This window comes from Chryseobacterium gambrini (genome assembly GCF_027920505.1).
Lineage (GTDB): Bacteria > Bacteroidota > Bacteroidia > Flavobacteriales > Weeksellaceae > Chryseobacterium > Chryseobacterium gambrini.
On the sequence record NZ_CP115857.1, the window covers coordinates 2,058,016 to 2,082,809 of the forward strand.

Sequence of the window (24,794 nt, forward strand, 5' to 3'; positions counted from 1 at the left end):
CTTATTTATTCAGCATCTTATCAATACCTGAAACAATTTTCCCAGCCTGTGTATTCATTGCTTCCAGATGTTTTCCGGAATATTCCAAAAACTCTTTCGGCAAAGAAGCCTTGGCATAATTCTCAGATCCTTCTTCGTAAGGAACATCCTTATCATCTTTACTGTGGATAAAAAGTTTAGGAAGACCTTCCGTATCCTGTAAATCCTCTTTAGCAGAATAAGGAGAAATAACGTATCGGGAAATGACATCCTTGAGTTCAGGTCTGTAATACATCGCAATATCCGTGAAAGAAGAAAGGCTTCCGTCCATTACCAGTCCTGCAATTTTATTTTTATTATTTTTTGCTAAATGAGCCGCAATCTGAGATCCCATAGAAGCTCCGTACAGAATAATTTTGGTATCGGCAATTTCAGATCTTTGCATCATTTTATCAAAGAAAATCTGTCCGTCTGAGGCGATGTTAAGGTGAGTTGGTTTTCCTGTTGACTTTCCATAACCTCGAAAATCGATCATTACTACCTGAAAATTATTTTCAACCAAAGGTTTCGTCATGAAGAGATAAGAAGTTACATTTCCTCCTGCTCCGTGAAAAAAAAGAACTGTTCCTTTGGCTTTTCCCGATTTTGGCTTTAAAATAATTCCTGTAATAGTATCTTTTTCCACCGGAATGGAAAAATCTTCATAAACCAGATTTTCTACAGGACGAAGTGTCTTGCCTGGCTTATAGAAATTATCATCCATCTGTGCTTTAAAAAAGCAGACTGTCATTAAAAAAAGTGCGGAGAATAGAAGTTTTGTTTTCATAGCGTATTATTTATGAAGCAAAACTAGCCTTTCAGAAGATCTTTCGCCAAAAAAACAGACTCAGCCGTAATTTTTCTCTTCTGAATGGTAAATAATCTCTTCTTACAGTTCTTCCAGTGGATTCCAGAACAGGTTTTTGAAATTTTTAATCCTGAAATGTTCAACAGTAATTCCTTCCGTTTCCAGTTTTTCCTGAAATTCCGGAACCGATAAAGTTCCTGAACTTGAAATCACACGATGCGCAGGAACATCTTTAGGACAACCTCCCATGGCTTTTCCAACGTGGCGGGAATGATTGGGATAGCCCACTGCTTTGGCAATTGCTCCGTAACTCGTTACTCTGCCTTTCGGAATTAACTTAGTGATTTCCCAAACCTGCTTTTTAAATATTTCGTCCATTTTTATTTTGCATTATTTTTGAATTGACCATTGAAATTCAATCTGTAAAATATAAAGTTATGAAAAAATCGTTTTTCCGTTTTTTGAATACAATAAATAAGGCAATTTTACCCAAATTAAGTGATAAAGATCCGAACAAACTGACAAAAATTCAGAGAGGAATTCTCGCCTACCGTTATTTTGTACTGATAAATTCGATGGACTAGACTGAGAAAAATTTTATTTAATTTTAGCAATTAATTTTCTGCATTTTTCATAGAGAGGTTTTTCGATGAGCAGATAAATAATGATCGAACAAATCCACAACAGGACAAAATTTTTGTCGGGAAGATAAACGAAAGATTTAAGTTTCATATTGAAATAACTCAGATGAATCAGGTAAAAAACAAATGAGGCATTTCCCAAAAGAATCAATAGTTTTGAAGAAAGAACTTTTGAAACCCATGTCTTTTCAGACATCAGTCCCCAAAAGAAAATGATAATCGCGACCGGAAGCAAAAATTCGTGAATCAGTCTTCCTTCCCATCGCTCTACTCCATGCACAAAGTTATTTCGGGCAAAAAATGCAATGGCAATGATTAACAGAATAATTGAAACACCGCCCATTAAAGTAGACCGTTTTAATTTTTTTAAAAACTGAATACCTTTCTCTTTCTTCATTAAATAAGCCAATCCCATTCCGAAGAAAAACTCAGAACTTCTTCCGAAAAACGTGCTTCCTGTCATGAATTTCAGAGGATATAAAAAGCCTTCCGGATTTCCGTTATATTCATGCAGACCATAACCGATTCCCCAACCTACAAGAAAAAATCCGGCTAAAAAAAGAATACAGTAGCTCCAGTTTTTTTTAAGCAAAAGAAATAAAAACGGAGCGAGAAGATAAAAGAAAAATTCTACCGTAAGCGACCAAGCCTGAACGATTCCTGAGACAGAGTACTTTTCAAATAAAGAGTAAAAAAGCGAATACTGTAAGAAATATGTATCTACATCTTTGGAATATTTTACATCCAGAAAAAAAGCGCTCAGTAAAATCCAGTACAGCGGAAAAATTCTGGCGATCCGCAGTAAAATGTATTTTAAATAAGATTTTTTGGACTCCAGAGGTTTTTCTTCGTATCGGTAAGCGAGTAAAAAACCGCTCAGGACAAAAAACACAGTCACTCCAATATGCCATTCGCTGATGAAACGCATGATTTCAAACGGAAGATCATTACGCCAGTATTTACGGTTATGATATACAAATACCATAATCGCCGCAACAGCGCGCATTCCTGTTAAAGCATCGAATTTATTTTTTTGAAAAGCTTCCAATTAGAATAAAAATATTTTAGTGTATCGATTTTCTGAACACGAAGTTCACAGAGTTTTTATTTTTATCTATAACTATTTTTGTTTCACAAAGCCGCTTCGCTTATAAAAAGATGAAAAGATCTTAAACCAAAACTCTTTGATCTTAATAGAAGAGTGTTTCTGTGAATTTTAAAAATGTATTTCTAAAAAAATTATGAGTTATGTTTACTTAAAAAAATAAAAGGCTTACAAAATAAGCCTTTTATGTAAATTTATATTATTCTGATTAAGAATTTTCTAAAATATAAGAGAACATTAATGGTGCACAAATGGTTGCATCACTTTCAACGATAAATTTCGGTGTAGTAATATCCAGTTTACCCCAGGTAATTTTCTCGTTCGGAACTGCTCCGGAATAAGAACCGTAAGAAGTCGTAGAATCTGAAATCTGACAGAAATAAGACCAGAACGGAATGTCATGCATTTCCATATCCTGATACAGCATCGGAACCACACAGATCGGGAAATCTCCGGCAATACCTCCTCCAATCTGGAAGAATCCTACTCCTTTTCCTGCGGAATTTTTAGTGTACCAGTCTGCTAAATAAGCCATATACTCGATTCCTGATTTCATCGTTGAGAATTTAAGCTCTCCTTTGATGCAGTAAGAAGCAAAAATATTACCCATTGTAGAATCTTCCCATCCCGGAACTACAATCGGCAAATTTTTCTCCGCCGCTGCGATCATCCATGAGTTTTCTCTCGGAATTTCATAATACTGTTCCAAAACTCCGGAAAGGATCATTTTGTACATATATTCGTGCGGGAAATATCTTTCTCCTTTATTATCTGCATCTTTCCAGATTTCATAGATATGTTTCTGTAATCTTCTGAAAGCTTCTTCTTCAGGAATACACGTATCTGTAACCCTGTTCAGACCTCTTTCCAGAAGATCCCACTCTTCCTGTGGCGTAAGATCTCTGTAGTGAGGAACTCTTTCATAGTGAGAATGCGCTACAAGATTCATTAAATCTTCTTCAAGGTTTGCCCCTGTACAAGAAATGAAATCTACTTTATCCTGACGGATCATCTCTGCAAGAATTTTCCCCAACTCCGCAGTAGACATTGCTCCGGCAAGAGTAATCATCATTTTTCCGCCATCCTTAAGATGTGCAACATATCCCTTAGAAGCATCCACCAATGCAGCTGCGTTGAAGTGCAGGTAGTACTTTTCTATGAACTCAGTTATCGGTTTGCTCATTTTTTATAATTTTTGCAAAGATAAAACTTAAAAACGGAATGTAGCGGCTGCGCTTAAAGAAAGTCTCGTTAAACCTTCTTTTTGGTCTTCTCCGAATTCTACCGACTGTCCGTTAAAGCTCATTTTACTAAGGGTTCCTCCCGAAAGTCCGATTTTCGGACCGATTAAAAAGTTCTTGCTTACTTCATATTGATAGGCAAGATCCAGTTCCGCCCCGAATGTTGTTCCTTTTCCTTTTACCGTTCCTGTTTTTGTAGTATAGGTCATTGCTCCTAAAGCGACATCCATAAACAGTTTGTGCTTTGTTTCGTGAGCATCATTGGTTAGGGTAAGTTCAGGACCATAAAAATTAATCTGGTCTTTTGTACTTACATTTGCCGAAACAATATTTCCCATATTGTCTGCCACACTTAATCTTCCGCTTGTAGAAGCACTGTAGTTGGAATATTTGAAACCGATAAGAAGTCCTCTTTTCACTTCGTAGCGCAATGCAACGTCGAAATTAAGACCACTTTTGATTCCTTTAATGTATTCTTTCTGATCTCTTGGAATATTATCCGGAGTTTTTGCCAGTCGCCACGCATAACCTACCGATGGAGAAATAGAAACTTTTTGTGCAAAAGAGAATACTGATATTGAGAATAATCCCAATGCGAATAGTTTTTTGATCATTAGTTTAAAAAATTATTTAATATTTAAGAATTGGAAATCTCTAAATTACTTTCTGAAAATTTGCCGCAATATATAAAGAAAACCACAAACCTAAAAGGTTATAAAATGAAATATCTTTCTTTTTAATTCTATGCATTGAATATTAAAAATTTGCAAAAAAACCAATGCCACTGTACTATTACAAGAATTATAAATATCTCTACAATAATTGAAAAAACAAAATAAATTATCTATTATAAAAAATTATTTAACAATTTTTCAATAAAATAATCATTATTATCAATTTTTTAACTTAATTTTGAACGGTTCAATTAACAACGAACTAAAATAATTTAATACCGTTATCCGTTACCATTTGAAATTTTGTATAAAATTTTAAAAACTAATAAGAATGAAAAAAAACATACTTTCAGGATGTGTTGCCTTGTTTTTTTCTTTGCCGTTATATGCGCAAGTAGGCATCAATACAAAAAACCCTGCAGCCACACTGCATATAGAAGCTTCTTCTTCAGCAAGTCCTACAGGCAAAGACGGAATTATAGTACCCAAAGTACAAAATCTTCCTTCCGTAAATCCTTCAAGACTGGGACAATTTATTTTTTTAGAAAACAATGCTACACTTGCCGACGGATTTTATTACTGGGATGGCTCCAGTTGGGTTTCATTTCCCGAATCCATCGACAGAAACGCAGACAATACCATATATTCTTTTGACGGACAAGGCTATACAGGAACGGCATTATCAAGAAATATTAATTTTTCGAGGTATATAAAAGCCACTACAGACGGGTTTACATTAAACAACAATACGATTACAGTGGGAAAAGCGGGATTGTATCTTATTTCTTTTACAGGAAACAGTAAGAAACCTTCCGGAGCGGAAGAGCATGCCAATTTTACTTTTTCAGTTCTGGTAAACGGAGTTCAGGCGTCTTCTGTTCAGACTTCGATGGCTGCAGAATCCACAGCTTCCGTAAGTACTGCTTTTTCATTTTTAAGAAGATTAAATGTGGGGGATAATTTAACAGCCACCGTAACAAAGTCGAACGAAGGCCCCAATAATTATCAGGCATTCGGAATTAATAATCTGACTTTATTTTTTATACAAAACTAAGAATCATGAAAAAAATACTGCTTCAATCTCTTTTTCTTTTTGCCGGAATATTTATAAAATCGCAGATAGGAATCAATAACACCAATCCTAAAGCCAGTTTACATCTTGATGCTAAAAATAAAATACTACCTGAGTCTACAGTTGGTTTGGGAGTTCCGATAGTAGATAAGTTTCCCACGGCATCGCCTTCCTCCAACCAGGACGGAATGTTAATCTATCTTCGAAATACAACAGATTCTAATTTGGAGGGATTTTATTATTGGGATCATGCGAAAAGCAATTGGGAATATATCATGGATCTTAAAGCTGCCGGACTGGATGTTTCCAAAACTATTGCTTCCGGAAGTTCTTTTTCTCCAAATAATATAAGCGGAAACGGTGTGCAGTCCAGAACAATTCCTCTGACCACAATCAACAGTCTGGATCCCAGTTTCAGTCTTAGCAACGGAGGTCTGAAAATCGGGAAAACAGCAAGTTATTATATTTTTCTTACAGGAGGCGTTTATAAAGATGCCGTAAATAATGTGAATGAATACATCACAGAGATTTTAATTAACGGAGTTTCCAATACGCAGCTTACCTCAACCAATACAGCTCCGGGAGGAGATACCGTTGGAAGATCTTCTACTTTTTATATTGCAACCATTTTTTCTTTAAATAAGGATGATGTTTTAACTGTAAAAACAACAAGAACTACAACTGCCGCCAATACTGTAAGTGTTGATACTCCATATACTTTAACCATCATTAATTTAAACTAAGCAACACCATGAATAAGCTCTCCATATTTTTTCTTGCCCTTGCATTTTTATGTACAGGTAAAGTAACGGCTCAGATAGGAATCAATAATCCGGCTCCCAAATCCACACTGGATGTTAAGCCCGACAATCAGGCAAATCCTTCGGGTATTTCCGGTGTTATTATCCCGAGAGTAAATGCCTTAAATACAACGGATGTTAAAGAAAAAGGTCTTATGGTTTTTCTGAATTCTGCCGACACTGCCCAAAAAGGATTTTACTGGTGGAACGGAACAGAATGGAAACGATTTTTGTCTTTAAGCAGGGTTTCCAGCAACAAATCTATTTTGTATGCCACAACAAAAAATACCTTCAAAGAAGGAAATATGAACGAGTTGGGTTCTTCCAACGACAGAACTTTAGATTTTGAAGATTTCACCACCAATGATGCTTCTAATTTTGAGATCAACACTTCCGGAGAACTTGTGGTAAAAAAAGCAGGATATTATCATATACAGGCAGCTTCGTTCATCAAAAAAAACAATGGAAACGATCTTAAAAGAGAACAGCTTGATATGAAAATCTATGTAAACGGAGTAACTGCATCCGCCAATAATCCCGTAAATTTTGATCTTGAAGGAACAAAAAGTTTTCCGATTGGCTTATATTCCATTGCGATAAATGCTACCGGTATTTTGAAACTGAATGCGAACGACCGTTTATCAATGAAAATCATCAGAACGTACAGAGACACCGATCAGACAGGGAATCTGGTGATCATCCCGGATCAAAATACGAAATCCAATGTTACTTTACGATATATGGGAAATTTTTAGAACTGAATTAATATTTAAACTTTCTGTTCTCTTTTTTATCTGATAATTTCTTTTTCGTGTCTAATCTTTTTTGCTTCTGCGCTTTTGAAGGTTTTGTTGCCAAACGTTTTTTGGGTATAACCAGAGCTTTATTTACGATTTCCAGAATTTTATCTGTTGCTTTGTTTTTATTGGCAAGCTGAGTTCTGCTTTCTGAAACGGTTAAAAATAAAAATCCTTCTGCGTTAATTCTGTTTTTCAGTTTTTCCTGAATAAGATTTTTCTGAAATTCATTAAAAAATCCGGATTCCTGAACATTCCAAAGAACCGTTACGGAAGTTTCCACCTTATTCACATTCTGTCCTCCTGCTCCACTGCTGCGGGAAGTCTTATAGCTTAGTTCTTTGGTAAAATCTTTCATTTTCTAAATGGTGTTGTTTAAAAGTTTTTTCAGTTCAATTCTATTAATTTTTCCATTGGGCGTTCTCGGAATTTTTTCAACAAAAACAATTTCTTTCGGCTTGTGAAAACTTTTTTCAAACTGAATTTCTCTTATTTTTTTAATTAAATCGTCCGATTTTTCGCCTTCAAGTACTGCAATCAATTTTTGACTGAGACTTACATCATCAATTCCTAAGAAAACCACTTCATTCGGAATTTCTTTTTTTACCAGAGCTTCCAGTTGTTCAGGAAATATTTTAGCACCGCCTGAATTTATCACATTGTCAATTCTCCCAAGAAATTTAAACTGTTTTTTATTTTTAATTTCAACTAAATCATTCGTTTGAAGGATGTCGGGATTTAATTTTGGAGCATAAATTGTCAGGCAGTTTCTTGCGTCCAAAGATATTTCTACATTTTCAAAAACCGTAAAATATTCTTCAGGTTCAGGTAAAATTTGTTTTAGCCCAATATGAGAAAGTGTTTCAGACATTCCGTAGGTTTCGAAAATATAGGTTTCAGAGTCTGAAGTTTTAAGAGCTTCCTTCATTTTCTTTTTCAGATCTTCAGAAACGGCAGCTCCGCCAATGATGAGATTTTTAATCAGATTCAATTGATCTAAAGAATTTTCCACCTGAAGCGGAGTCATGGCACAGAAATCGATTTTCCGGTCTAACGTTTCTACAGGTTTTACAGAAGGATCAGCAACAATTAATTTTAATTTCCTCATTATCGAACGAACGACCATCATTTTCCCTGAAATATATTCGACTGGAAGACAGATTAACGCCGTATCTCCTTCTTGTAATCCCAAAAAATCGCAGGTCATCTCTGCGGAATTCATCATTCTGCTTTTTTCAATATCAAAAACTTTGGGAGTTCCCGTAGAACCGGAAGTCTGTACTTTTACCGTATCAGAATCCGAAAACCATTCGTTCAGAAAATTCTTCACCCTGATTTCGAATTCCGTTTCAAAGGATAATTGATTAATATTGAGATTCTTGAAGTCTATCAGCATAATTTCCGTGAATAAAATATACAGTAAATTTAAAAAAAAGTTTAAAATTTTCTTGTATGTAATAAAAAAAGCTGTAAATTTGCACCACTAAAACAAACAGAGACTCATGGTGTAGCGGTAACACTACTGATTTTGGTTCAGTCATCTGGGGTTCGAATCCCTGTGAGTCTACAAAAACCATCCTTTTTAAGGGTGGTTTTTTGTTTCTTTTTTTTCAGAATTTCAGCTTCGTTATTTTTAATAAATTTTTATTTTCTCCGTTTTTAATTTATTTTAAAAATAAAAGACTGCCTCAAAAAAAGCAGCCTTTCCGATTTTATATCTAACAATATTTATAAATATTCTTTAGGAACTTCAATACCGTTCTTTTTCATATATTCTACCAGATCATTATACTTATCCTCAAAACCATTACCGCATTTATCTGAAATACTGCAAATATCAGAAGGTTTAATTTCTAAAATATCAGAAATTTTGGTAAGGATTTCCAGATTAATCTTCACTTTGGAATTTTCGATATCAGAATAGGCTTTCTGAGAAATTCCCATCTCAAAAGCCATATATTCCTGAGTAAAATCTTTACTTCGTCTTATTTTCCTGATATTTTGTCCGCATATTTTCATCTCTCTTGTTTTTAGTAGTTTTCGGTATATTTTAGAAGTATATCTATTAGACTTACACAAAGTTAGTAAATACCTTTGTCAAAACATTATTACACTACATGATATTTAAATATTACCTTAAAATTTGTTTGTAGAATTAGGCTTTAATAGAAAAATATCAACTTCAGTACAACACAATAGGAATTATGGAGACGCAAAAATTTAATTATGACAATAATATTGTCAGAGCATTCCTCTATGCTACAATCGCATTCGGTTTGGTGGTTTTTTTACTCGGGCTTACTGCTGCGCTGATGCTTTTTTATCCTGAGCTTCCGGAATTTTTATTCGGAACCGATGATACAACGATTAAAAGTTTAGTATCTGGAAATATTCAGGGACTTATTAATACTCAGGGAGCTTTAGGTTTCGGGAGAATCAGAATGCTGCATACGAGTGCTGTAATTTTCGCTTTCGTCTGTAATTCCTTTTTCTGCGGTGCATATTACAGTATGCAGAGACTTCTTAAAACAAGAATGTACAGCGACACTTTATCATGGATTCATTTCTGGACATGGCAGATCATGATTGTTTCTGTGGTTATTACTTTCCTTATGGGAATCAATACCTCAAAAGAATATGCAGAACACGAATGGCCGATTGATATTTTAATTACCATTTCATGGGTTATTTTCGGGATCAATATGTTCGGAACCATTGCCAAAAGAAGAGTGCGACACCTTTATGTAGCCATCTGGTTTTATATGGGAACGTGGCTTGCTGTAGCGATGCTTCACATCTTCAATAATCTTGAAGTTCCGTTGTCTTTCACTACATGGAAATCTTATTCTATCTACGCAGGAGCTAAAGACGCTTTGGTTCAGTGGTGGTACGGTCATAATGCGGTGGCGTTCGTACTGACAACTCCGGTTTTGGGTTTAATGTATTATTTCTTACCAAAAGCGGCAGACCGACCTGTATTTTCATACAAATTATCAATCATTCACTTCTGGTCTCTGATCTTCGTTTACCTTTGGGCAGGACCACACCATTTACAATATACTGCGCTTCCGGCTTGGGCACAGGCGGTGGGAACAGGTTTCTCCATCATGCTGATCGCTCCGTCTTGGGGAGGAATGCTGAACGGATTGCTGACTTTGAGAGGAGCTTGGGACAAAGTAAGAGAAAATCCTATCTTAAAATTCTTCGTTGTTGCGGTAACCTGCTACGGTATGGCAACCTTTGAAGGTCCACTTTTAGCAACAAAATCTTTAAATAAAATAGGTCACTATACAGACTGGGTAATCGGTCACGTACACATCGGAGCATTAGGATGGAATGGTTTCATGGCTTTCGGTATCGTTTATTATCTGATTCCGGTGATGTGGAGAATACAGCTTTGGTCCAGAAAACTAGCCAACTGGCATTTCTGGCTGGGAACTTTAGGAATTATTTTCTACGCGGTTCCAATGTATATTTCAGGATTTACACAGGGATTAATGTGGAAACAGTTCAATCCGGACGGAACTTTAGTTTGGAAAAACTGGCTGGATACCGTAACTGCAATTATTCCTTACTATAAAATGAGATTCTTAGGAGGTCTGTTCTATATTTCAGGAGCCATTTTAATGGTGGTGAATGTTATCAAAACCGTCAGAGCAGGATCTTTCCAGAAAAACGTTCCGGCAGAAGCTCCGGCACTGGCAAATATCGGATCTGCAAGAAAAGAAGGCGAAGGAATCCACTTATGGATCGAAAGAACCCCGAGAGTTATGGCAATATTGGCTTTCATTACCGTAGCCATAGGAGGTTTGGTAGAAATTATTCCGACATTAACCTTAAAACAGAGTGTTCCTACCATTACCGCAGTAAAACCTTACTCACCGTTGGAACTGGAAGGAAGAGATTTATACATCCGCGAAGGCTGTAACGCCTGTCACTCTCAGATGATCCGCCCTTTCCGTGATGAGATTGTAAGATTTGAAGGCAAAAACGGACAGTATTCCAAAGCAGGAGAATTTGTTTACGACAGACCATTCCTTTGGGGATCTAAAAGAACAGGACCGGATCTGCAGAGAGAAGGTGGAAGAAACCCGGATTCATGGCATTTCAAACACATGTATAATCCAAGAATTACCTCAGCGGGTTCTATTATGCCGCGTTTCCCTTGGCTGATAAGCAATACACTGGATAGAACAAAGACGGTAGACAAGATGAAATTAATGAAAAATTACTTTGACGTTCCTTATTCAAAAGCTGAAATAGATTCCGCCGATCAGTGGGCAGACAATCAGGCAAATGGTATTGTGAAAAGAATTTATTCTGAAGCGAAAGATGTAAAAGATCAGGTGGAAAAAGACCGTGCTGCAAAAGGCGCATCCTTTGTTCCACTGGAAAAAAGAGAAATCGTAGCCATGATTGCTTATCTGCAAAGATTGGGAACAGACATCAAAACCACTCAGATTCAAACTGCAAGTGCAGAATAATTTAAATTAAATTGACATGAAAACAAGAACCCCGATTTCAATCTACATTCTCGTAACAGTAGGTTTAACGATTATGGCGTTCGAAATGTTCGCGCACGATTCAGGATATTTTTCTTCACCTTTTTTCTGGGGATTAATGCTTATTGCCATTATTCTTCTTCTCATCATGAATTCCATCGGAGATTTAATTGAAGGTGAAAATTTTAAGAAATTATCTGACGAAGAAAAAGCAGCCTATATTAAAGATAAAAATACACCTTACTTTCAGAAACTCTGGAATTCGGCATTCAAAAAGCAGTCTGCAACAGAGGAAAAAGATATTCTTATCGATCACGGATTCGACGGAATTACGGAGCTAGACAATTCTCTTCCAAAATGGTGGATCGGTTTATTCTACTTCGGGTGTATTTTCTGTGCGGTATATCTAATTGCTTTTACCTTCACAGATTATGCGCATCCGGATGCAGAACTGAATGCAGAAACCAAAACAATGCTTGCTTCTATTGCCGAGTTTGAAAAAACCGCACCGCAGGTAACACTGGAAACTGCAAAATACAGCGCAGACAATATTGCGGAAGGTCAGGAATTATTTAAAACAAACTGCGTAACCTGCCACGGAGAAAACGGAAAAGGCGGAATTGGCCCTAACCTTACAGACACACACTGGATTAATGTACAACAGAAAAGCCTGTTTAAAAACGTAATCTGGATGCTGGAAAACGGTTCACCTAATAATCCTACGATGAGACCTCTGATTAAAGAAGGAACCATTACCGGAAGAGATGCCGAAAAAATTGCAGCCTATATTTATCATATCAATCAGGAAACCCCTCCTATTACTCCGGCTCAGGGCGGTGCTGCCCCACAAGGCGAACAGGTAAAATGGGAGAACGGAAACGAATAAAAAATAATTATCTCAACACTTAAACCATGCCAAGCCCCCTATCCATACACTAACTAAACATTTTGAATTTTCATTTTTGCTAAACCTTTTCAACAGAAAAAATGATTAAGAAGGGGGCTTTTTAAACAATTCAAACTCGAGCCTTGACTGCCATTTTCAACTATTCACTTGACAATAAACTAAACTAAATTCCATAATTGGCAGTCGAGGCAGGGTTTTTGTATTAAGAAAAAGTGTACCACAACATAGTAACAGTACGGTAAGTATTGTTATATTTGTTATAAACCCGATCACTTTTGAAACTGAAAATCAATAAAAGAAAACTCTTAAAGCGTTTTGCAATTACCATTATATCCATACTGGTATTTTTTTCGTTATTAGTCCTTAGCTTAAGACTTCCTGTTGTTCAGAACTTTATCAAAGACAAACTGGTGGTTTATCTGGAGAAAAAGATCAAAACAAAAGTTAGTCTCGAAAGAGTCTACGTCGGCTTTCCCAACAGTCTTGTGATGGAAAACCTTTATCTGAAAGGTCAGGATATCGACACCCTTTTGGCGGTAAAAAAACTGGATGTGGGTTTAAATATGCTTAAACTCATCAACTCCACCGCAGATATTACCTCTGTGGATCTGGAAGGAGCAAGAGCCAATGTAGTGAGAAAACCCGACGGAAAATTTAACTTCGATTATATTCTGGATGCTTTTGCAACAAGCGATAAGGAAGAAAGTGCCTCCAAACCGTTCATTATTTCTTTAGATAAAATCAATCTGAAAGACATCGGTGTTACCTTCAACGATCAGCAATCCAGAAATGATATTCAGCTTTACTTTAAATCTTTTGATACAAGGGTAAAAACATTTGATCTTCAAAAGAATTCTTACGCCGTAAACGACATCAATTTAGACGGCTTGAAACTGAAACTGAAACTGAAACAGGATCTTGTAGAAGAAGTTTCCAAAAAAGTAGAGAAAAAAGTCGATTCTCTTAATAACAAAAAGCCGATGCAGATTGGTTTAAGAGGAATTAAACTCACCAATTTCAACATCGATTACGGAGATGACAATACCAAAACTTTCGCTAAAGTTTTATTTAAAGAACTAAGCACGAAAGTGAATAAACTCGATCTGGAAAACAACACTTACAATGTGGATAATGTGTTTCTTTCCGGAGCCGATATTAACGCCAATTTATATCTTCCTGCGAAAAATGCCAATCCGAAAACGGAGCCGGAAGTTTCAAAACCTTCGGAAAAAGAAAAAGCAATCAGTCTTCTTCTCGGAAAATTGGTTTTAAATGATGTAAAAGTCGCCTACAACAATACCGCGATTGCTCCTACAAAACAGGGAATGGATTTCAACCATCTGAATTTTTCCAAACTCAATCTTGAAGTCAGAAGTTTCAAAATGCAGAACAATACTTTTGCAGGAAACGTAAATTCAGCAGAAATTCAGGAAGCAAGAGGACTGGATATTCAGAAATTCAATACAGATTTTGTGTATAATGATAAACAGGCTTATTTAAAAGATCTTTATTTGCAGACTCCGAAAACTATTCTTCGCGATGAGGTGGTTTTAAATTACAATTCAATCGAAGAGTTGAGTTCTAATTTAGGAGCCGTACAGATTTCAGCCAACATCAAAGATTCCAGAATCGGGTTTTCGGATATTCTGAATATTGTTCCGACCTTAAGAAATACCACGCCTTTCAACAAATATCCCAATGCGGTTTTAAATCTTAATGCCAATATAAAAGGAAGCGTCAATGATTTATTGATTAATAATCTGAAAATTTCAGGTCTCGATCAGCTACGCGTTGCCGCATCCGGAAGAGTGAAAAATGCAATGAATCCGGATCAGTTGTATTACGATCTGAAAATTGCAGAATTATCTTCATCCGCAAAAACCATCTACAATCTGGTTCCCAAAAATACAATTCCGAAAAATATTTCACTGCCTTCCAATTTTAGCATCAAAGGAATCGCAAAAGGAACAACGAAAGTGGTTACAACAGACCTTAACCTCTACTCTACACTTGGAAATGCTTCCGTTAAGGCAAATGTGGATATGCGCAGAAAAAACAGGGAACTGTATGATGTAAAAGCCAATCTTCAGGGACTTCAGTTGGGGAAAATCATCCAGAATAAAGAGATCGGAGCCATTTCTGCACAAATTTACGCGAAAGGAGAAAGTTTCGATTTTAAAAATGCCAATGCAGATCTTAAAGGTCATGTTGCTTCGGCTGTTTACAAAGGATACCGTTATCAGAACATGAACCTTACCGGAAAAATCCGCCGCGGAGTGTATAACGTTGTTTTAAATTCAAAAGATCCGAATGCGAACCTGATGTTAACCGCTTCCGGAGTGTACAACGAAAAAAATCCGACGGTAAAAGTAAACGGAGAAGTGATAAAATTAGACCTCAACAAACTGGGATTCTATAAAGATCCGATGATTCTTGCCGGAAAAATCGACGGAGATTTTTCTAATCTCAATCCCGACAATCTGAACGGTTATCTGAATTTAAAAGACTTTGCCTTTTCGGATACTAAAGAAGTGTACCCGATTCAGGAAGTGAATTTAAAAGCGTCTTCAACTGCGGATTCCACCCATATTATTTTCAATTCCCAGATTGCAGATGTAGAATTAAAAGGAAAATATAAGCTGACACAGATTTTCGGAGCTTTATCGAATACAATTAACCAATATTATCAGTTTCAAAAACCCGGAAAAGCACAGAAAATTCAGGCAGGACAGTTTTTCACCTTCAATGCAAAAATTAAAAATGATGATCTGATCAGAAAATTTGTCCCGGAACTGAAAAGTTTTGAAACCATTAATTTAAATGGAAATTACGACGCAGATTCTCAGAAAATTGAGATCGACGGACAGATTCCGCAGGTTCTTTACGGTGAAAATTCCATTGAAGATGCCACCATAAAAGTAACGAACGAAAATAATGCTTTGCAATATAATCTTTATGTTGCAGGGCTGAAAAGTTCCAGCTTCGCGCTGAATAAAGTAGGAATTACAGGAGATGTTGCTAATAATATCATCAATTATAACATCACCACGAAAGACCAGAAAGAGGTTACCCAGTTCCTGATTGCCGGAAATGCAAAATCGCTGAACGACATCACGGAGATTTCTTTAAATCCGAATGGTTTAAAATTAAATTATTCTGACTGGACGGTTTCTGAAGGAAATAAAATACAGATCGGCAAAAACGGAATTCTCGCAGATAATTTCAGACTTTCCAACGCAGGAAGCGAAATTGCCTTACAATCTGAAAGCCAGACTCCGAATGCTCCGCTGAATGTTTCTCTGAAGGATTTTAAGATTGAAACCATCACCGAATTAATTAAAAAAGATACAGTTTTGGCAAGAGGAACGATCAACGGAACGGCTCAGCTTAAAAATATTACGAAAAATATGACCTTCACTTCGGATCTTAATGTATCTGATCTGATTGTCTACGGAAATCCGGTAGGAAATCTTGCCATAAAAGTCAATAATAATGCTCCGAATCTTCTGAATGCGGATATTGCACTCTCCGGAAATAATAACGATGTGAAAATTCTGGGAGATTACAATACTTCTTCCAGCACATTCGATATGAATATGGCGATCAATCAGCTTCAAATGAAATCTGTACAGGGATTCTCGATGAATGCGATAAACAATACAGAAGGGTATCTTTCCGGAAACCTGAAGATTACAGGAACAGCATCCAAACCGAATATTTTAGGTAAAGTAAAATTCAATGATGTAGGACTGGAAATTGCCAAAACAGGAAGTGATTTCAGAAAACTGAATGACGAAATAAACTTTACCAACCGCGGAATTGAGTTTGATAATTTTAAAATTAAAGATAAAGACGGAAACGCGCTTAGAGTGGACGGACAGGTTCTTACACAGACATACAGAGATTTTGCCTTTAATCTTGATGTAGATGCACAGAATTTCAAAGTAGTGAATTCTGAAAAATCCAACGATGCCATAATGTACGGCGTTCTCTCTATTGATGCAGGATTACACATCCGCGGAAATTTAGATTTGCCGAAGGTGGACGGAAGACTGGCTGTTGCAGATAACACCGACTTTACTTTTGTGCTTCCGCAGTCTTCTCCTACGCTTCAGGAAAGAGACGGAATTGTAGAATTTATAGATCAGGATCAGGTTGTTTTAAACAAAACCGTGAAGGCAGATTCTTTAAATTCCCAGAGCAAAATTAAGGGAATGGACGTAAGTGTGAACATCGAAATCAGTAAGAAAGCAAAAATGTCTTTGCTGATTGATAAAGCCAACGGAGATTTTGTAAAACTTCAGGGGGAAGCGGAATTAACGGGCGGTGTCGATCCATCGGGAAAAACCACGCTTGTCGGAGTTTATGAAGTGGAATCCGGAAGTTATGAAATGACGGTAAGTGTTCTGAAACGTAAATTTGATATTCAGAAAGGAAGTACGATTACATGGACCGGAGAACCGACAACGGCAAATCTGGATATTACCGCTGTTTATAAAACCGAAGCCGCCCCAATTGATCTTGTGGAACAGCAGATCAGCGGAGAACAGGCTTCTACACTCAATCAGTTTAAGCAAAGAATTCCTTTCAGCACGTTACTGAAAATGAAAGGCGAACTGCTGAAACCTGTAATTACTTTTGATATTACGACAGACGAAAAAAATAACGCGGTTTCTTCCACGGTTACAGATATTGTGGATCAGAAGCTTGCCCAGTTGAGAACTCAGGAATCTGAAATGAACAAACAGGTTTTTGCCCTTCTTCTTCTCAACAGATTTATCGGGGAAAACCCTTTTGAATCCGGAGCGGGACTGTCGGGAGAAATGCTGGCAAGACAGAGTGTGAGTAAAATTCTTTCCCAACAGTTAAATAATCTTGCCTCGAATCTTATTAAAGGAGTGGATCTTAATTTTGATCTTGAATCTTCTGAAGATTATTCTACAGGATCTAAAAATACGAGAACGGACCTGAATGTAGGGCTAAGTAAAAAATTACTGAACGACCGTCTGAAAGTTTCTGTAGGAAGTAATTTTGCACTGGAAGGAGAAGCGCGGCAAAATGAAAACATGACGAATATTGCAGGGGACGTAACGGTGGATTACAGCCTTTCCAGAGACGGAAGATACATGCTTCGCGCATACCGCAAGAACGAATATCAGGTTGCGCTTCAGGGGCAGATCGTGGAAACAGGCGTAGGATTTATCATCACTTTGGATTATGACAAGTTCCGCGATATTTTCCAGAAATCTAAAAACAGAAAGCAGAAGGAATCCAGAAAAAACCAACAAAACAAAGTTGTAGAATTTAAGTAAATGAAAAAAAGTTATCAGACCTATTTTAAATTTTTAATCACCTGCGGAATGGCTTCTGCAACCCTTTCCTGCAGCAATACAAGATTTCTGAAGGAAGGACAGATGCTTTACACGGGTGCGGAAGTGAAGATTGAAAACGACACTTTGCCGAAAAAGGAAAAGAAAGATCTTCAAAGCGCGCTTCAGGATAAGCTGACTCCCAAACCGAACTCTTCATTTTTAGGATTAAGACCTAAACTGTATTTTTATAATATTGCCAAAGAGCCGAAAAAAGAAAAAGGCTTCAATTACTGGCTGAAATATAAAGTGGGAGAAAAACCTGTTTTGCTGGGTGATGTAGACCGCGAATTCAATAAAGACATCATTGTTAATTATTCTGAAAACAAAGGATATTTCAATGCAAGAGCTACCTATGATACGGTTGCCAAAAATAAAAAAGCCAAGGTAATTTACACTTTGAAACCGGGAGCAAGATACCTGATCAGCAATGTAAAATTCCAGAAAGATTCTTCACTGGTGAATCAGGAAATCCAGAATCTGAAAGACAACACGCTTTTGAAGCAGGGAAATCCTTTCGATCTGGATGTAATAAAATCTGAAAGAGAGAGAATAGATAACCGACTGAAAGAAAGAGGGTTTTATTATTTCCATCCGGACAATCTTATTGTTCAGGCAGACAGTACAGTAAGCAAAAATCACAAGGTGGAACTGAATGTGAAGCTGAAGGATAATACTCCGGATCTGTCTACGCAACAATTCAGCATTGATAAAGTAATTGTCTTCCCGAATTATAGTATTCAGGATGTAAAACAGGGAAAATATTCGATCCCGATGAACACAGATTCGCTTCAGAAATATGAACACGGCGACATTTATGTTATTGATCCTCAGAATAAATTTAAACCGAAAATTTTCGACAGGGCATTATATTTTAAAAAAGGAGATCTGTACAACAGAACGAATCATAATCTTACGCTAAACAGACTCATCAGTCTTGGTGTCTTCAAATTTGTGAAAAATGAATTCATTGTTTCAGACTCGTTGCAGCATAAATTTGATACATATTATCTTCTGACTCCGAGAGAACTGCAGTCGCTTCGTCTGGAAGCTTTGGGTAGAACCAATTCTGCAAACTACGCCGGAAGTGAAGTGAATCTTAACTGGACTCACCGTAATTTTTTCCGCGGCGCCGAACAGTTTAAAGCTTCTGTTTACGGTGCTTTTGATTTCCAGATCGGAGGTCCTGAAAATGCGAAAAATATTTTCAGAACGGGAGCCAATGCGCAGCTTTCAATTCCGAGGATTGTTGCGCCTTTCAGATTTAATTCTTCAAGCGCATTTGTTCCGAGAACCAATATTTCGGTAGGCTACGAATTCCAGAACAGAACAGAAGATTATTCCCTCAATACTTTTACGGGATCTTTCGGGTACAATTGGAAAGAAAACGCACGAAAAGAACATGATCTGAAGATTTTTGACATCACGTATGTTTCTCCGGCAAATATTACAGATGCTTATCGAGAGATTTCTCAAAATAACGATGCTTTAGCCAGAGTGGTAAAACCTCAGTTGATATTCGGACCGATTTATTCCTATACGTATACCAACACGATGCTCCAGAAGCCAAATACTTTTTATTATAAAGGAACTTTGGATCTTGCAGGAAATTTAACCGGTTTGATTACAGGAGCAAATGTTGAAAAAGATAAAGAAAGAAAAATTTTCGGTGTTCCGTTCAGTCAGTTTGCCAAAATTGAGAATGATTTCAGGTTCTATCATAAATTCAATGAAAAAACTTCTTTGGCGACAAGAGCCATTGCGGGAGTTGCTTATCCTTACGGAAATTCGGAATATATTCCTTTTTCCAGACAGTTTTTCTCCGGAGGAAGCAACAGTGTGAGAGCCTTCCGTGCAAGAACTTTAGGACCGGGAAGTTTTGATCCGAGAACCATTAAACCCGGCTATTATTTTGATCAGTCGGGGGATGTAAAGCTGGAACTGAATGCGGAATACAGAGCCAATCTCTATAAATTTTTAAATGTTGCCTTGTTTGCCGATGCCGGAAATGTATGGCTGATTAATGAAGATTCCCAAAGACCGGGAGCGAAATTTTCCAAAGAATTTTTAAGCGAAATAGCTGTAGGCGCAGGTTTTGGTCTGAGACTTGATTTCTCTATCCTGATCCTGAGACTGGATCTTGCCATGCCATTGCGCGTTCCTTATTATGAAAGGGGTGAAAGATGGACATTTGATAAAATTAATTTCGGAGATTCGAGCTGGAGAAAAGATAATCTTATTCTGAATATCGCCATCGGATATCCTTTCTAAACCAAACCATCAATGATCGAACAATTAAAATTTTTCTGGGATACATTAAAAGAATCATTCAGACAATGGAATAATTCGTCGGCTTCAAGTGATGCCGCAAGTCTTGCCTATTACGCTATTTTTTCAATTCCCGGGCTTTTAATTATCATCATCTGGATTGCAGGATATTTTTTTGGTGAGGAAGCTATTCGCGGAGAAATCACGAATCAGATCAGCGGAATCATGGGACAGGATGTTGCAAAAAGTATTCAGGACATGATTGCAGGAGCTTTAATTGACAGAGAAAATATTTTTATGAAAGCTGTGGGAGTCGGTTCCTTGGTTTTCGGTTCCACTACTCTTTTCTTTCAGCTTCAGCACTCGCTTAATAATTTGTGGGATGTTCAGGCAACTCCTCAGAAAGCATTCGTGAAATTTTTACTGGACAGAGCCAACTCTTTGGGAATGATCCTGATTATCGGTTTTTTACTGATGATCACAATGGTGCTTTCTTCAATGATCAGTATTCTGAATAACTGGATTACGAATTATTTTGGGATGGAAACCTATCTGATTGTTCAGTTGGTGAATTTTGTGATCGGCTTTGCCATTGTCATGTTGCTTTTTGCATTGATGTTTAAAATTCTTCCTGATGTAAGAATGCGTTGGAAACCGGTGTGGAACGGAGCTTTTCTTACCGCGATATTATTTACTCTGGGTAAATTTTTACTGAGTCTTTATTTCGGAACTACAAAACCTACTTCCGCTTTCGGAGCTGCCGGAACCGTGATTCTGATCATGATGTGGATTAATTATTCCTGTATGCTGATTTTCTTTGGTGCGGAATACACGAAAGTTTACGCCTATAAAAAAGGATATACCATTTTACCATCGAAACACGCAAAATGGAGTGATGCCAAATTATATGAAGACAGTGTAAAAGAGAAAATGAATGCTGAAAAAACTTAAAATAAAAAACCTTCAGAGCGTTCTGAAGGTTTTATTTTTACATTCTGTTTACGGTTTTTATTCCGAGTAAACCTAATGATTTTTTTATGGTTTTTGCTGTGAGATCTGATAAATTCAATCGGAACTGTTTCAGATTTTCGTCTTCCTGACTGATAATCGGATTGCTCTGATAGAATGAATTGTAAGCTTTTACCAAATCATACACATAATTGGCTAAGAATGCCGGACTTAATAATTCTGCTGCTTTCTCTACTGTACCTTTGTAATTGGACAAAAGCATAATAAGTTCTTTTTCATATTCATTCAAAGCCAGATCTGAAGTCGTTTTAAATTCAAAATTAGCTTTAGATAATACCGATTGAATACGTGCATAAGTATATAAAACGAAAGGACCTGTATTTCCTGCAAATTCTACACTTTCATCCGGATTGAACAGCATTTTTTTCTTAGGATCAACTTTCAGCATGAAATATTTTAATGCAGCCTGCCCGATAATTTCGTAAGAAGCTTCTTTTTCTTCATCGGTAAGACCTTCCAGTTTTCCTAGTTCAGTGGTAATTGCTTTAGCTTCCTTGTACATTTCCTGCATCAAATCATCTGCATCCACTACGGTTCCTTCACGCGATTTCATTTTTCCGTTCGGAAGTTCCACCATTCCGTAAGACAAATGATACAACTGGTCTGCCCAAGAATATCCTAATTTTCCTAAAATTTTAAATAAAACCTGGAAATGATAATCCTGCTCGTTTCCGACGGTGTAAATCAGTTTCTGAATATCATTCTGCTTAAAACGTTCTACCGCAGTTCCCAAATCCTGTGTCATGTACACGGAAGTTCCATCCGAACGAAGCAGTAATTTCTGATCCAGACCTTCATCGGTAAGATCGCACCATACAGAGCCGTCTTCCTTCTGATACAGCACTCCTTTATCCAAACCTTCCTGAATAAGGTCTTTTCCTAAAATATAGGTATTGCTTTCATACTGAACCTGATCGAAATCTACGCCCAATCTGTTGTATGTTTCGTTGAATCCTTTGTAAACCCAAGAGTTCATCTCGTTCCAGAGACTTCTTACTTTTTCGTCTCCGTTCTCCCAATCCAGAAGCATTTGTTGCGCTTCTTTCATGATTTCGGTTACCGGTTTACAGATCTCTTTCAGATTGGACTTTTCAGCTTCGAGCTTGCCTTCAGCTTCCAATACTTCTTTAAAAATACTCTGAAAAACTTTAGTCTGAGATTTAATGGTTTCCAGTTCTTTTTCGTCAGAAATATTTTCTTCCTTATTCTTTTTGGAAATGATTTCCTCAACTTTTTTAGGAACAGCAGAAATTAAAGAATCTTTATTTAAAGCTTCTTTGAACTGTTCTTCGAACTCTTCATGCAATGCAGAAAATTCAGAAATATCTACTGTCTGAAGCAATTCTTTTTTCTTAGCTTCAAGCGTATTTATTTTTTCATTTAATGTTTTAACTTCCTCTTTTTTAGGAGTGTCAAACTGATCAAATTTATTTATTCTGAAATCATTGAAGATCGTATTGGTCTGATTTTTCAATTCCTTATCAAACTCCACATAATATTTTCCGACGAAATGATCTCCTTTTGTACTGGTAGATTCCGGAGTTTCGTTTTTTCCGAACTTTTCCCAAGCCAACATGGATTTACAGATATGAATCCCTCTGTCGTTGATGATCTGCGTTTTAATGACATCATATCCCGCTTCTTTCAAGATCTGAGCAACGGAAAAACCTAATAAGTTATTTCTTACGTGTCCTAAGTGAAGGGGCTTATTGGTATTTGGAGAAGAATATTCTACCATAACCGTAGCATTTTTCTTTTCTATAGTATCGAAACCATTATAAACAGATGTAAAATTGTCTACGAAAAACTGATTTCTGATTTTAATATTAAGGAAGCCTTTTACCACATTAAAACTTTCCAGTAAATCGGTCTGCTCTGTTAAAGCTTCTCCCAATTCTACGCCGATACTTTCCGGATTTTTCTTCAATTGCTTTACCAAAGGGAAAGTAACAATCGTAAAATCTCCTTCAAATTCTGTTTTATTTTCCTGAACTTCCAGAGTAATGTCTTTCAACTGAAACACATTTAAAATAACCTCCGAAAGTTTTTCTTCTATTATATTTTTAATATTCATTGTCTGTTATTTAAAAAACGAATAAGTCTTTTTTTCTGCTCTGCAAATATACGGAAATAAAAAAACCGCCCGAAGGCGGAATAAATATGAAGAAAATTAAAATTATTGTTTTAATTATCCCACCAGACAGGAGCATATAAATCTCCTACAACTGTAGCGTTAGTGTTTAAAGTCCGCTCAGATTTTGGAGTAATTAATCTAAGAGGAATTTTCTTTGACTGACTATTTTGATTAGGTGTCAAAGCAGGAAAGCCTGTTCTTCTCCAATCGTTATATGGCTCTATAGTCGTAAACAATGCAATATACTTCTGAGTAATGATATTTTGTAAAGTGACAGCTGCTGATGCTGTATTTGCAAATGTTGGATTATCTGATCCTGTAACGTCTACTAAAGAAGCGCTTACAGCAGCTTTCAATGCCGCCTGAGCTGACGTTGCATTTCCTAATCTGAACTGAGCTTCTGCTTCAATAAATTTAATCTCACTGTAACTAAAAATTATATTAGATGTACTTGCACTTCCTGCAAAAAAACTTCCAAACGGAGAAGCATCAGTATCAGCATCTTCTGGAGCAGAACCTGAATAACCTGAAGGATTATGACTATCTAATCCTACAAAATATGTAAGTCTCGGATCATTGTTATTTTTAAGAATATCTACAAAATATTTTCCCATCGACATATACCCTGATCTTTGATTACTAAATCCATACCAGAGATTCTGATTATTCCCTCCATCAAAAGTTGCAACTAAATTATCGCTGCTAGAAGTAAATGAATTTTGAAGATAGTTTAATGCTTTCTGAGCAGCAGCAGCGCTTCCATCTCTTTGTGTTAATCTTAAAGCATATCTCGCTTTTAATGCATATGCAAGCTTTCTCCATTTACTTATATCTCCTCCATAAAAAATATCATTGGAAGAAGGTATATTCTTATTAGCGCTTACAGGTTTTGAAAAATCTGTAATTGCCGTATCTAAATATGTCTGAATTTGAGAAATTACCTGCTCTTGGCTATCGTATTTGGGACTTAGACCGTTGATCCCCTGAAAAGCCTGGGAAAAAGGAACATCTCCCCAAACATCTGTAGCATAACCAATATTAATCGCCATTAAAACTCTTGCAATTCCATCATAATAAGGATCTTGAGTTCCGAACTGCTTAATGATTTGATTTAGATTTACCCCTGCTTGGTAAATATTTGCCCAATCTGTTTCAACATCTGTTTCTGTTAGAAAATAATTGGTATAATCCAATGACTGAAACTGATTTCCATTTGTATGTTGGGTAAATAAGCTTAAGGTTCTGGGAAGATTACCTGTGGAATTCATTATAGTTCCTATTTCGCCTCCTGTTAATAAGGTTGTAGGAGTTGAGACCTCAGTAGGGCTATTAGGATTCTCATTAAAAGTATCCAATTCGTGCTGACAGGAAGTAAGACCGAGTAGAATCGTGGATACAAAACTTACTATATATAAATGCTTTCTCATAA

19 protein-coding genes and 1 tRNA gene are annotated in these 24,794 nt (G+C 36.7%); 10 read left to right on the top strand and 10 right to left on the bottom strand.

Annotation, left to right across the window (positions count from 1 at the left end):
- Position 1 precedes the first annotated feature (1 nt).
- Together PFY09_RS09255 and PFY09_RS09260 are read right to left on the bottom strand one after the other, a co-directional pair.
- Entirely contained in the window at positions 2 to 805 is an 804-nt protein-coding gene (locus PFY09_RS09255; protein ID WP_271162215.1) for an alpha/beta hydrolase, read from the bottom strand.
- 102 nt (positions 806 to 907) lie between these two features.
- Entirely contained in the window at positions 908 to 1,204 is a 297-nt protein-coding gene (locus PFY09_RS09260) for an MGMT family protein (RefSeq protein ID WP_271162216.1), read from the bottom strand.
- Positions 1,205 to 1,263: 59 nt separating this feature from the next.
- On the opposite strand from PFY09_RS09260, the gene PFY09_RS09265 reads away from it, so the two are divergent.
- Positions 1,264 to 1,410 (top strand): hypothetical protein, encoded by a 147-nt coding sequence (locus PFY09_RS09265; RefSeq protein ID WP_165763033.1) that lies wholly within the window; start codon positions 1,264 to 1,266, stop codon positions 1,408 to 1,410.
- A gap of 13 nt (positions 1,411 to 1,423) precedes the next feature.
- On the opposite strand, the gene PFY09_RS09270 is transcribed toward PFY09_RS09265, so the two are convergent.
- The 3 genes from PFY09_RS09270 to PFY09_RS09280 form a co-directional block, all read right to left on the bottom strand.
- Positions 1,424 to 2,515: an acyltransferase family protein gene (locus tag PFY09_RS09270; protein ID WP_271162217.1), complete on the bottom strand. Its 1,092-nt coding sequence runs from the start codon at positions 2,513 to 2,515 to the stop codon at positions 1,424 to 1,426.
- A gap of 265 nt (positions 2,516 to 2,780) precedes the next feature.
- Positions 2,781 to 3,755 carry a deoxyhypusine synthase family protein gene (locus PFY09_RS09275; RefSeq protein WP_256040131.1) on the bottom strand — a complete coding sequence of 325 codons (975 nt, stop codon included), beginning with the start codon at positions 3,753 to 3,755 and terminating at the stop codon, positions 2,781 to 2,783.
- A gap of 27 nt (positions 3,756 to 3,782) precedes the next feature.
- Positions 3,783 to 4,427, bottom strand: coding sequence for a hypothetical protein (locus PFY09_RS09280; protein ID WP_268055107.1), 645 nt, complete (start codon positions 4,425 to 4,427; stop codon positions 3,783 to 3,785).
- Between the two features lie 391 nt (positions 4,428 to 4,818).
- On the opposite strand from PFY09_RS09280, the gene PFY09_RS09285 reads away from it, so the two are divergent.
- From PFY09_RS09285 to PFY09_RS09295, 3 genes are read left to right on the top strand one after another with little or no spacing between them, the layout of a single operon-like run.
- Positions 4,819 to 5,541, top strand: a complete 723-nt coding sequence (locus PFY09_RS09285) for a hypothetical protein (protein ID WP_271162218.1) — start codon at positions 4,819 to 4,821, stop codon at positions 5,539 to 5,541.
- Between the two features lie 5 nt (positions 5,542 to 5,546).
- Positions 5,547 to 6,302, top strand: a complete 756-nt coding sequence (locus PFY09_RS09290; RefSeq protein ID WP_271162219.1) for a hypothetical protein — start codon at positions 5,547 to 5,549, stop codon at positions 6,300 to 6,302.
- An 8-nt stretch (positions 6,303 to 6,310) separates the two neighbouring features.
- Positions 6,311 to 7,114, top strand: a complete 804-nt coding sequence (locus PFY09_RS09295) for a hypothetical protein (protein ID WP_271162220.1) — start codon at positions 6,311 to 6,313, stop codon at positions 7,112 to 7,114.
- A 7-nt stretch (positions 7,115 to 7,121) separates the two neighbouring features.
- Here PFY09_RS09295 and arfB read toward each other — a convergent pair whose 3' ends face one another.
- Together arfB and PFY09_RS09305 are read right to left on the bottom strand one after the other, a co-directional pair.
- A complete protein-coding gene (arfB, locus tag PFY09_RS09300) occupies positions 7,122 to 7,514 on the bottom strand; it encodes an alternative ribosome rescue aminoacyl-tRNA hydrolase ArfB (RefSeq protein WP_271162221.1) in 393 nt (130 codons plus the stop codon).
- 3 nt (positions 7,515 to 7,517) lie between these two features.
- Positions 7,518 to 8,552, bottom strand: a complete 1,035-nt coding sequence (locus PFY09_RS09305; RefSeq protein ID WP_271162222.1) for an AMP-binding protein — start codon at positions 8,550 to 8,552, stop codon at positions 7,518 to 7,520.
- Between the two features lie 100 nt (positions 8,553 to 8,652).
- Between PFY09_RS09305 and PFY09_RS09310 the strand changes: the two genes are divergently transcribed.
- Positions 8,653 to 8,723: transfer RNA gene (locus PFY09_RS09310), tRNA-Gln, on the top strand.
- A gap of 161 nt (positions 8,724 to 8,884) precedes the next feature.
- On the opposite strand, the gene PFY09_RS09315 is transcribed toward PFY09_RS09310, so the two are convergent.
- Positions 8,885 to 9,175, bottom strand: coding sequence for a helix-turn-helix domain-containing protein (locus PFY09_RS09315; RefSeq protein ID WP_076390807.1), 291 nt, complete (start codon positions 9,173 to 9,175; stop codon positions 8,885 to 8,887).
- 185 nt (positions 9,176 to 9,360) lie between these two features.
- On the opposite strand from PFY09_RS09315, the gene ccoN reads away from it, so the two are divergent.
- From ccoN to PFY09_RS09340, 5 genes are all read left to right on the top strand, one after another.
- Positions 9,361 to 11,640, top strand: a complete 2,280-nt coding sequence (ccoN, locus tag PFY09_RS09320) for a cytochrome-c oxidase, cbb3-type subunit I (RefSeq protein WP_271162223.1) — start codon at positions 9,361 to 9,363, stop codon at positions 11,638 to 11,640.
- A 16-nt stretch (positions 11,641 to 11,656) separates the two neighbouring features.
- Positions 11,657 to 12,544, top strand: a complete 888-nt coding sequence (locus tag PFY09_RS09325) for a cbb3-type cytochrome c oxidase N-terminal domain-containing protein (protein ID WP_076390805.1) — start codon at positions 11,657 to 11,659, stop codon at positions 12,542 to 12,544.
- Between the two features lie 296 nt (positions 12,545 to 12,840).
- Positions 12,841 to 17,877: a translocation/assembly module TamB domain-containing protein gene (locus PFY09_RS09330; protein ID WP_271162224.1), complete on the top strand. Its 5,037-nt coding sequence runs from the start codon at positions 12,841 to 12,843 to the stop codon at positions 17,875 to 17,877.
- Positions 17,878 to 20,205, top strand: a complete 2,328-nt coding sequence (tamL, locus tag PFY09_RS09335; RefSeq protein WP_271162225.1) for a translocation and assembly module lipoprotein TamL — start codon at positions 17,878 to 17,880, stop codon at positions 20,203 to 20,205.
- 12 nt (positions 20,206 to 20,217) lie between these two features.
- Positions 20,218 to 21,153 (top strand): YihY/virulence factor BrkB family protein, encoded by a 936-nt coding sequence (locus PFY09_RS09340; RefSeq protein WP_271162226.1) that lies wholly within the window; start codon positions 20,218 to 20,220, stop codon positions 21,151 to 21,153.
- A 37-nt stretch (positions 21,154 to 21,190) separates the two neighbouring features.
- Here the strand turns inward: PFY09_RS09340 and argS are convergent, their stop codons facing one another.
- Positions 21,191 to 23,305, bottom strand: coding sequence for an arginine--tRNA ligase (gene argS, locus PFY09_RS09345; RefSeq protein WP_271162227.1), 2,115 nt, complete (start codon positions 23,303 to 23,305; stop codon positions 21,191 to 21,193).
- A 110-nt stretch (positions 23,306 to 23,415) separates the two neighbouring features.
- A complete protein-coding gene (locus tag PFY09_RS09350; RefSeq protein WP_271162228.1) occupies positions 23,416 to 24,792 on the bottom strand; it encodes a SusD/RagB family nutrient-binding outer membrane lipoprotein in 1,377 nt (458 codons plus the stop codon).
- Positions 24,793 to 24,794: the final 2 nt, after the last annotated feature.

Coding starts and splice junctions, on each gene's coding strand:
- ccoN (WP_271162223.1), top strand. CDS start 9,361: ATGGAGACGCAAAAATTTAATTATGACAATAATATTGTCAGAGCATTC.
- PFY09_RS09305 (WP_271162222.1), bottom strand. CDS start 8,552: ATGCTGATAGACTTCAAGAATCTCAATATTAATCAATTATCCTTTGAA.
- arfB (WP_271162221.1), bottom strand. CDS start 7,514: ATGAAAGATTTTACCAAAGAACTAAGCTATAAGACTTCCCGCAGCAGT.
- PFY09_RS09340 (WP_271162226.1), top strand. CDS start 20,218: ATGATCGAACAATTAAAATTTTTCTGGGATACATTAAAAGAATCATTC.
- PFY09_RS09295 (WP_271162220.1), top strand. CDS start 6,311: ATGAATAAGCTCTCCATATTTTTTCTTGCCCTTGCATTTTTATGTACA.
- PFY09_RS09350 (WP_271162228.1), bottom strand. CDS start 24,792: ATGAGAAAGCATTTATATATAGTAAGTTTTGTATCCACGATTCTACTC.
- PFY09_RS09255 (WP_271162215.1), bottom strand. CDS start 805: ATGAAAACAAAACTTCTATTCTCCGCACTTTTTTTAATGACAGTCTGC.
- tamL (WP_271162225.1), top strand. CDS start 17,878: ATGAAAAAAAGTTATCAGACCTATTTTAAATTTTTAATCACCTGCGGA.
- PFY09_RS09325 (WP_076390805.1), top strand. CDS start 11,657: ATGAAAACAAGAACCCCGATTTCAATCTACATTCTCGTAACAGTAGGT.
- argS (WP_271162227.1), bottom strand. CDS start 23,305: ATGAATATTAAAAATATAATAGAAGAAAAACTTTCGGAGGTTATTTTA.
- PFY09_RS09280 (WP_268055107.1), bottom strand. CDS start 4,427: ATGATCAAAAAACTATTCGCATTGGGATTATTCTCAATATCAGTATTC.
- PFY09_RS09285 (WP_271162218.1), top strand. CDS start 4,819: ATGAAAAAAAACATACTTTCAGGATGTGTTGCCTTGTTTTTTTCTTTG.
- PFY09_RS09275 (WP_256040131.1), bottom strand. CDS start 3,755: ATGAGCAAACCGATAACTGAGTTCATAGAAAAGTACTACCTGCACTTC.
- PFY09_RS09315 (WP_076390807.1), bottom strand. CDS start 9,175: ATGAAAATATGCGGACAAAATATCAGGAAAATAAGACGAAGTAAAGAT.
- PFY09_RS09265 (WP_165763033.1), top strand. CDS start 1,264: ATGAAAAAATCGTTTTTCCGTTTTTTGAATACAATAAATAAGGCAATT.
- PFY09_RS09290 (WP_271162219.1), top strand. CDS start 5,547: ATGAAAAAAATACTGCTTCAATCTCTTTTTCTTTTTGCCGGAATATTT.
- PFY09_RS09260 (WP_271162216.1), bottom strand. CDS start 1,204: ATGGACGAAATATTTAAAAAGCAGGTTTGGGAAATCACTAAGTTAATT.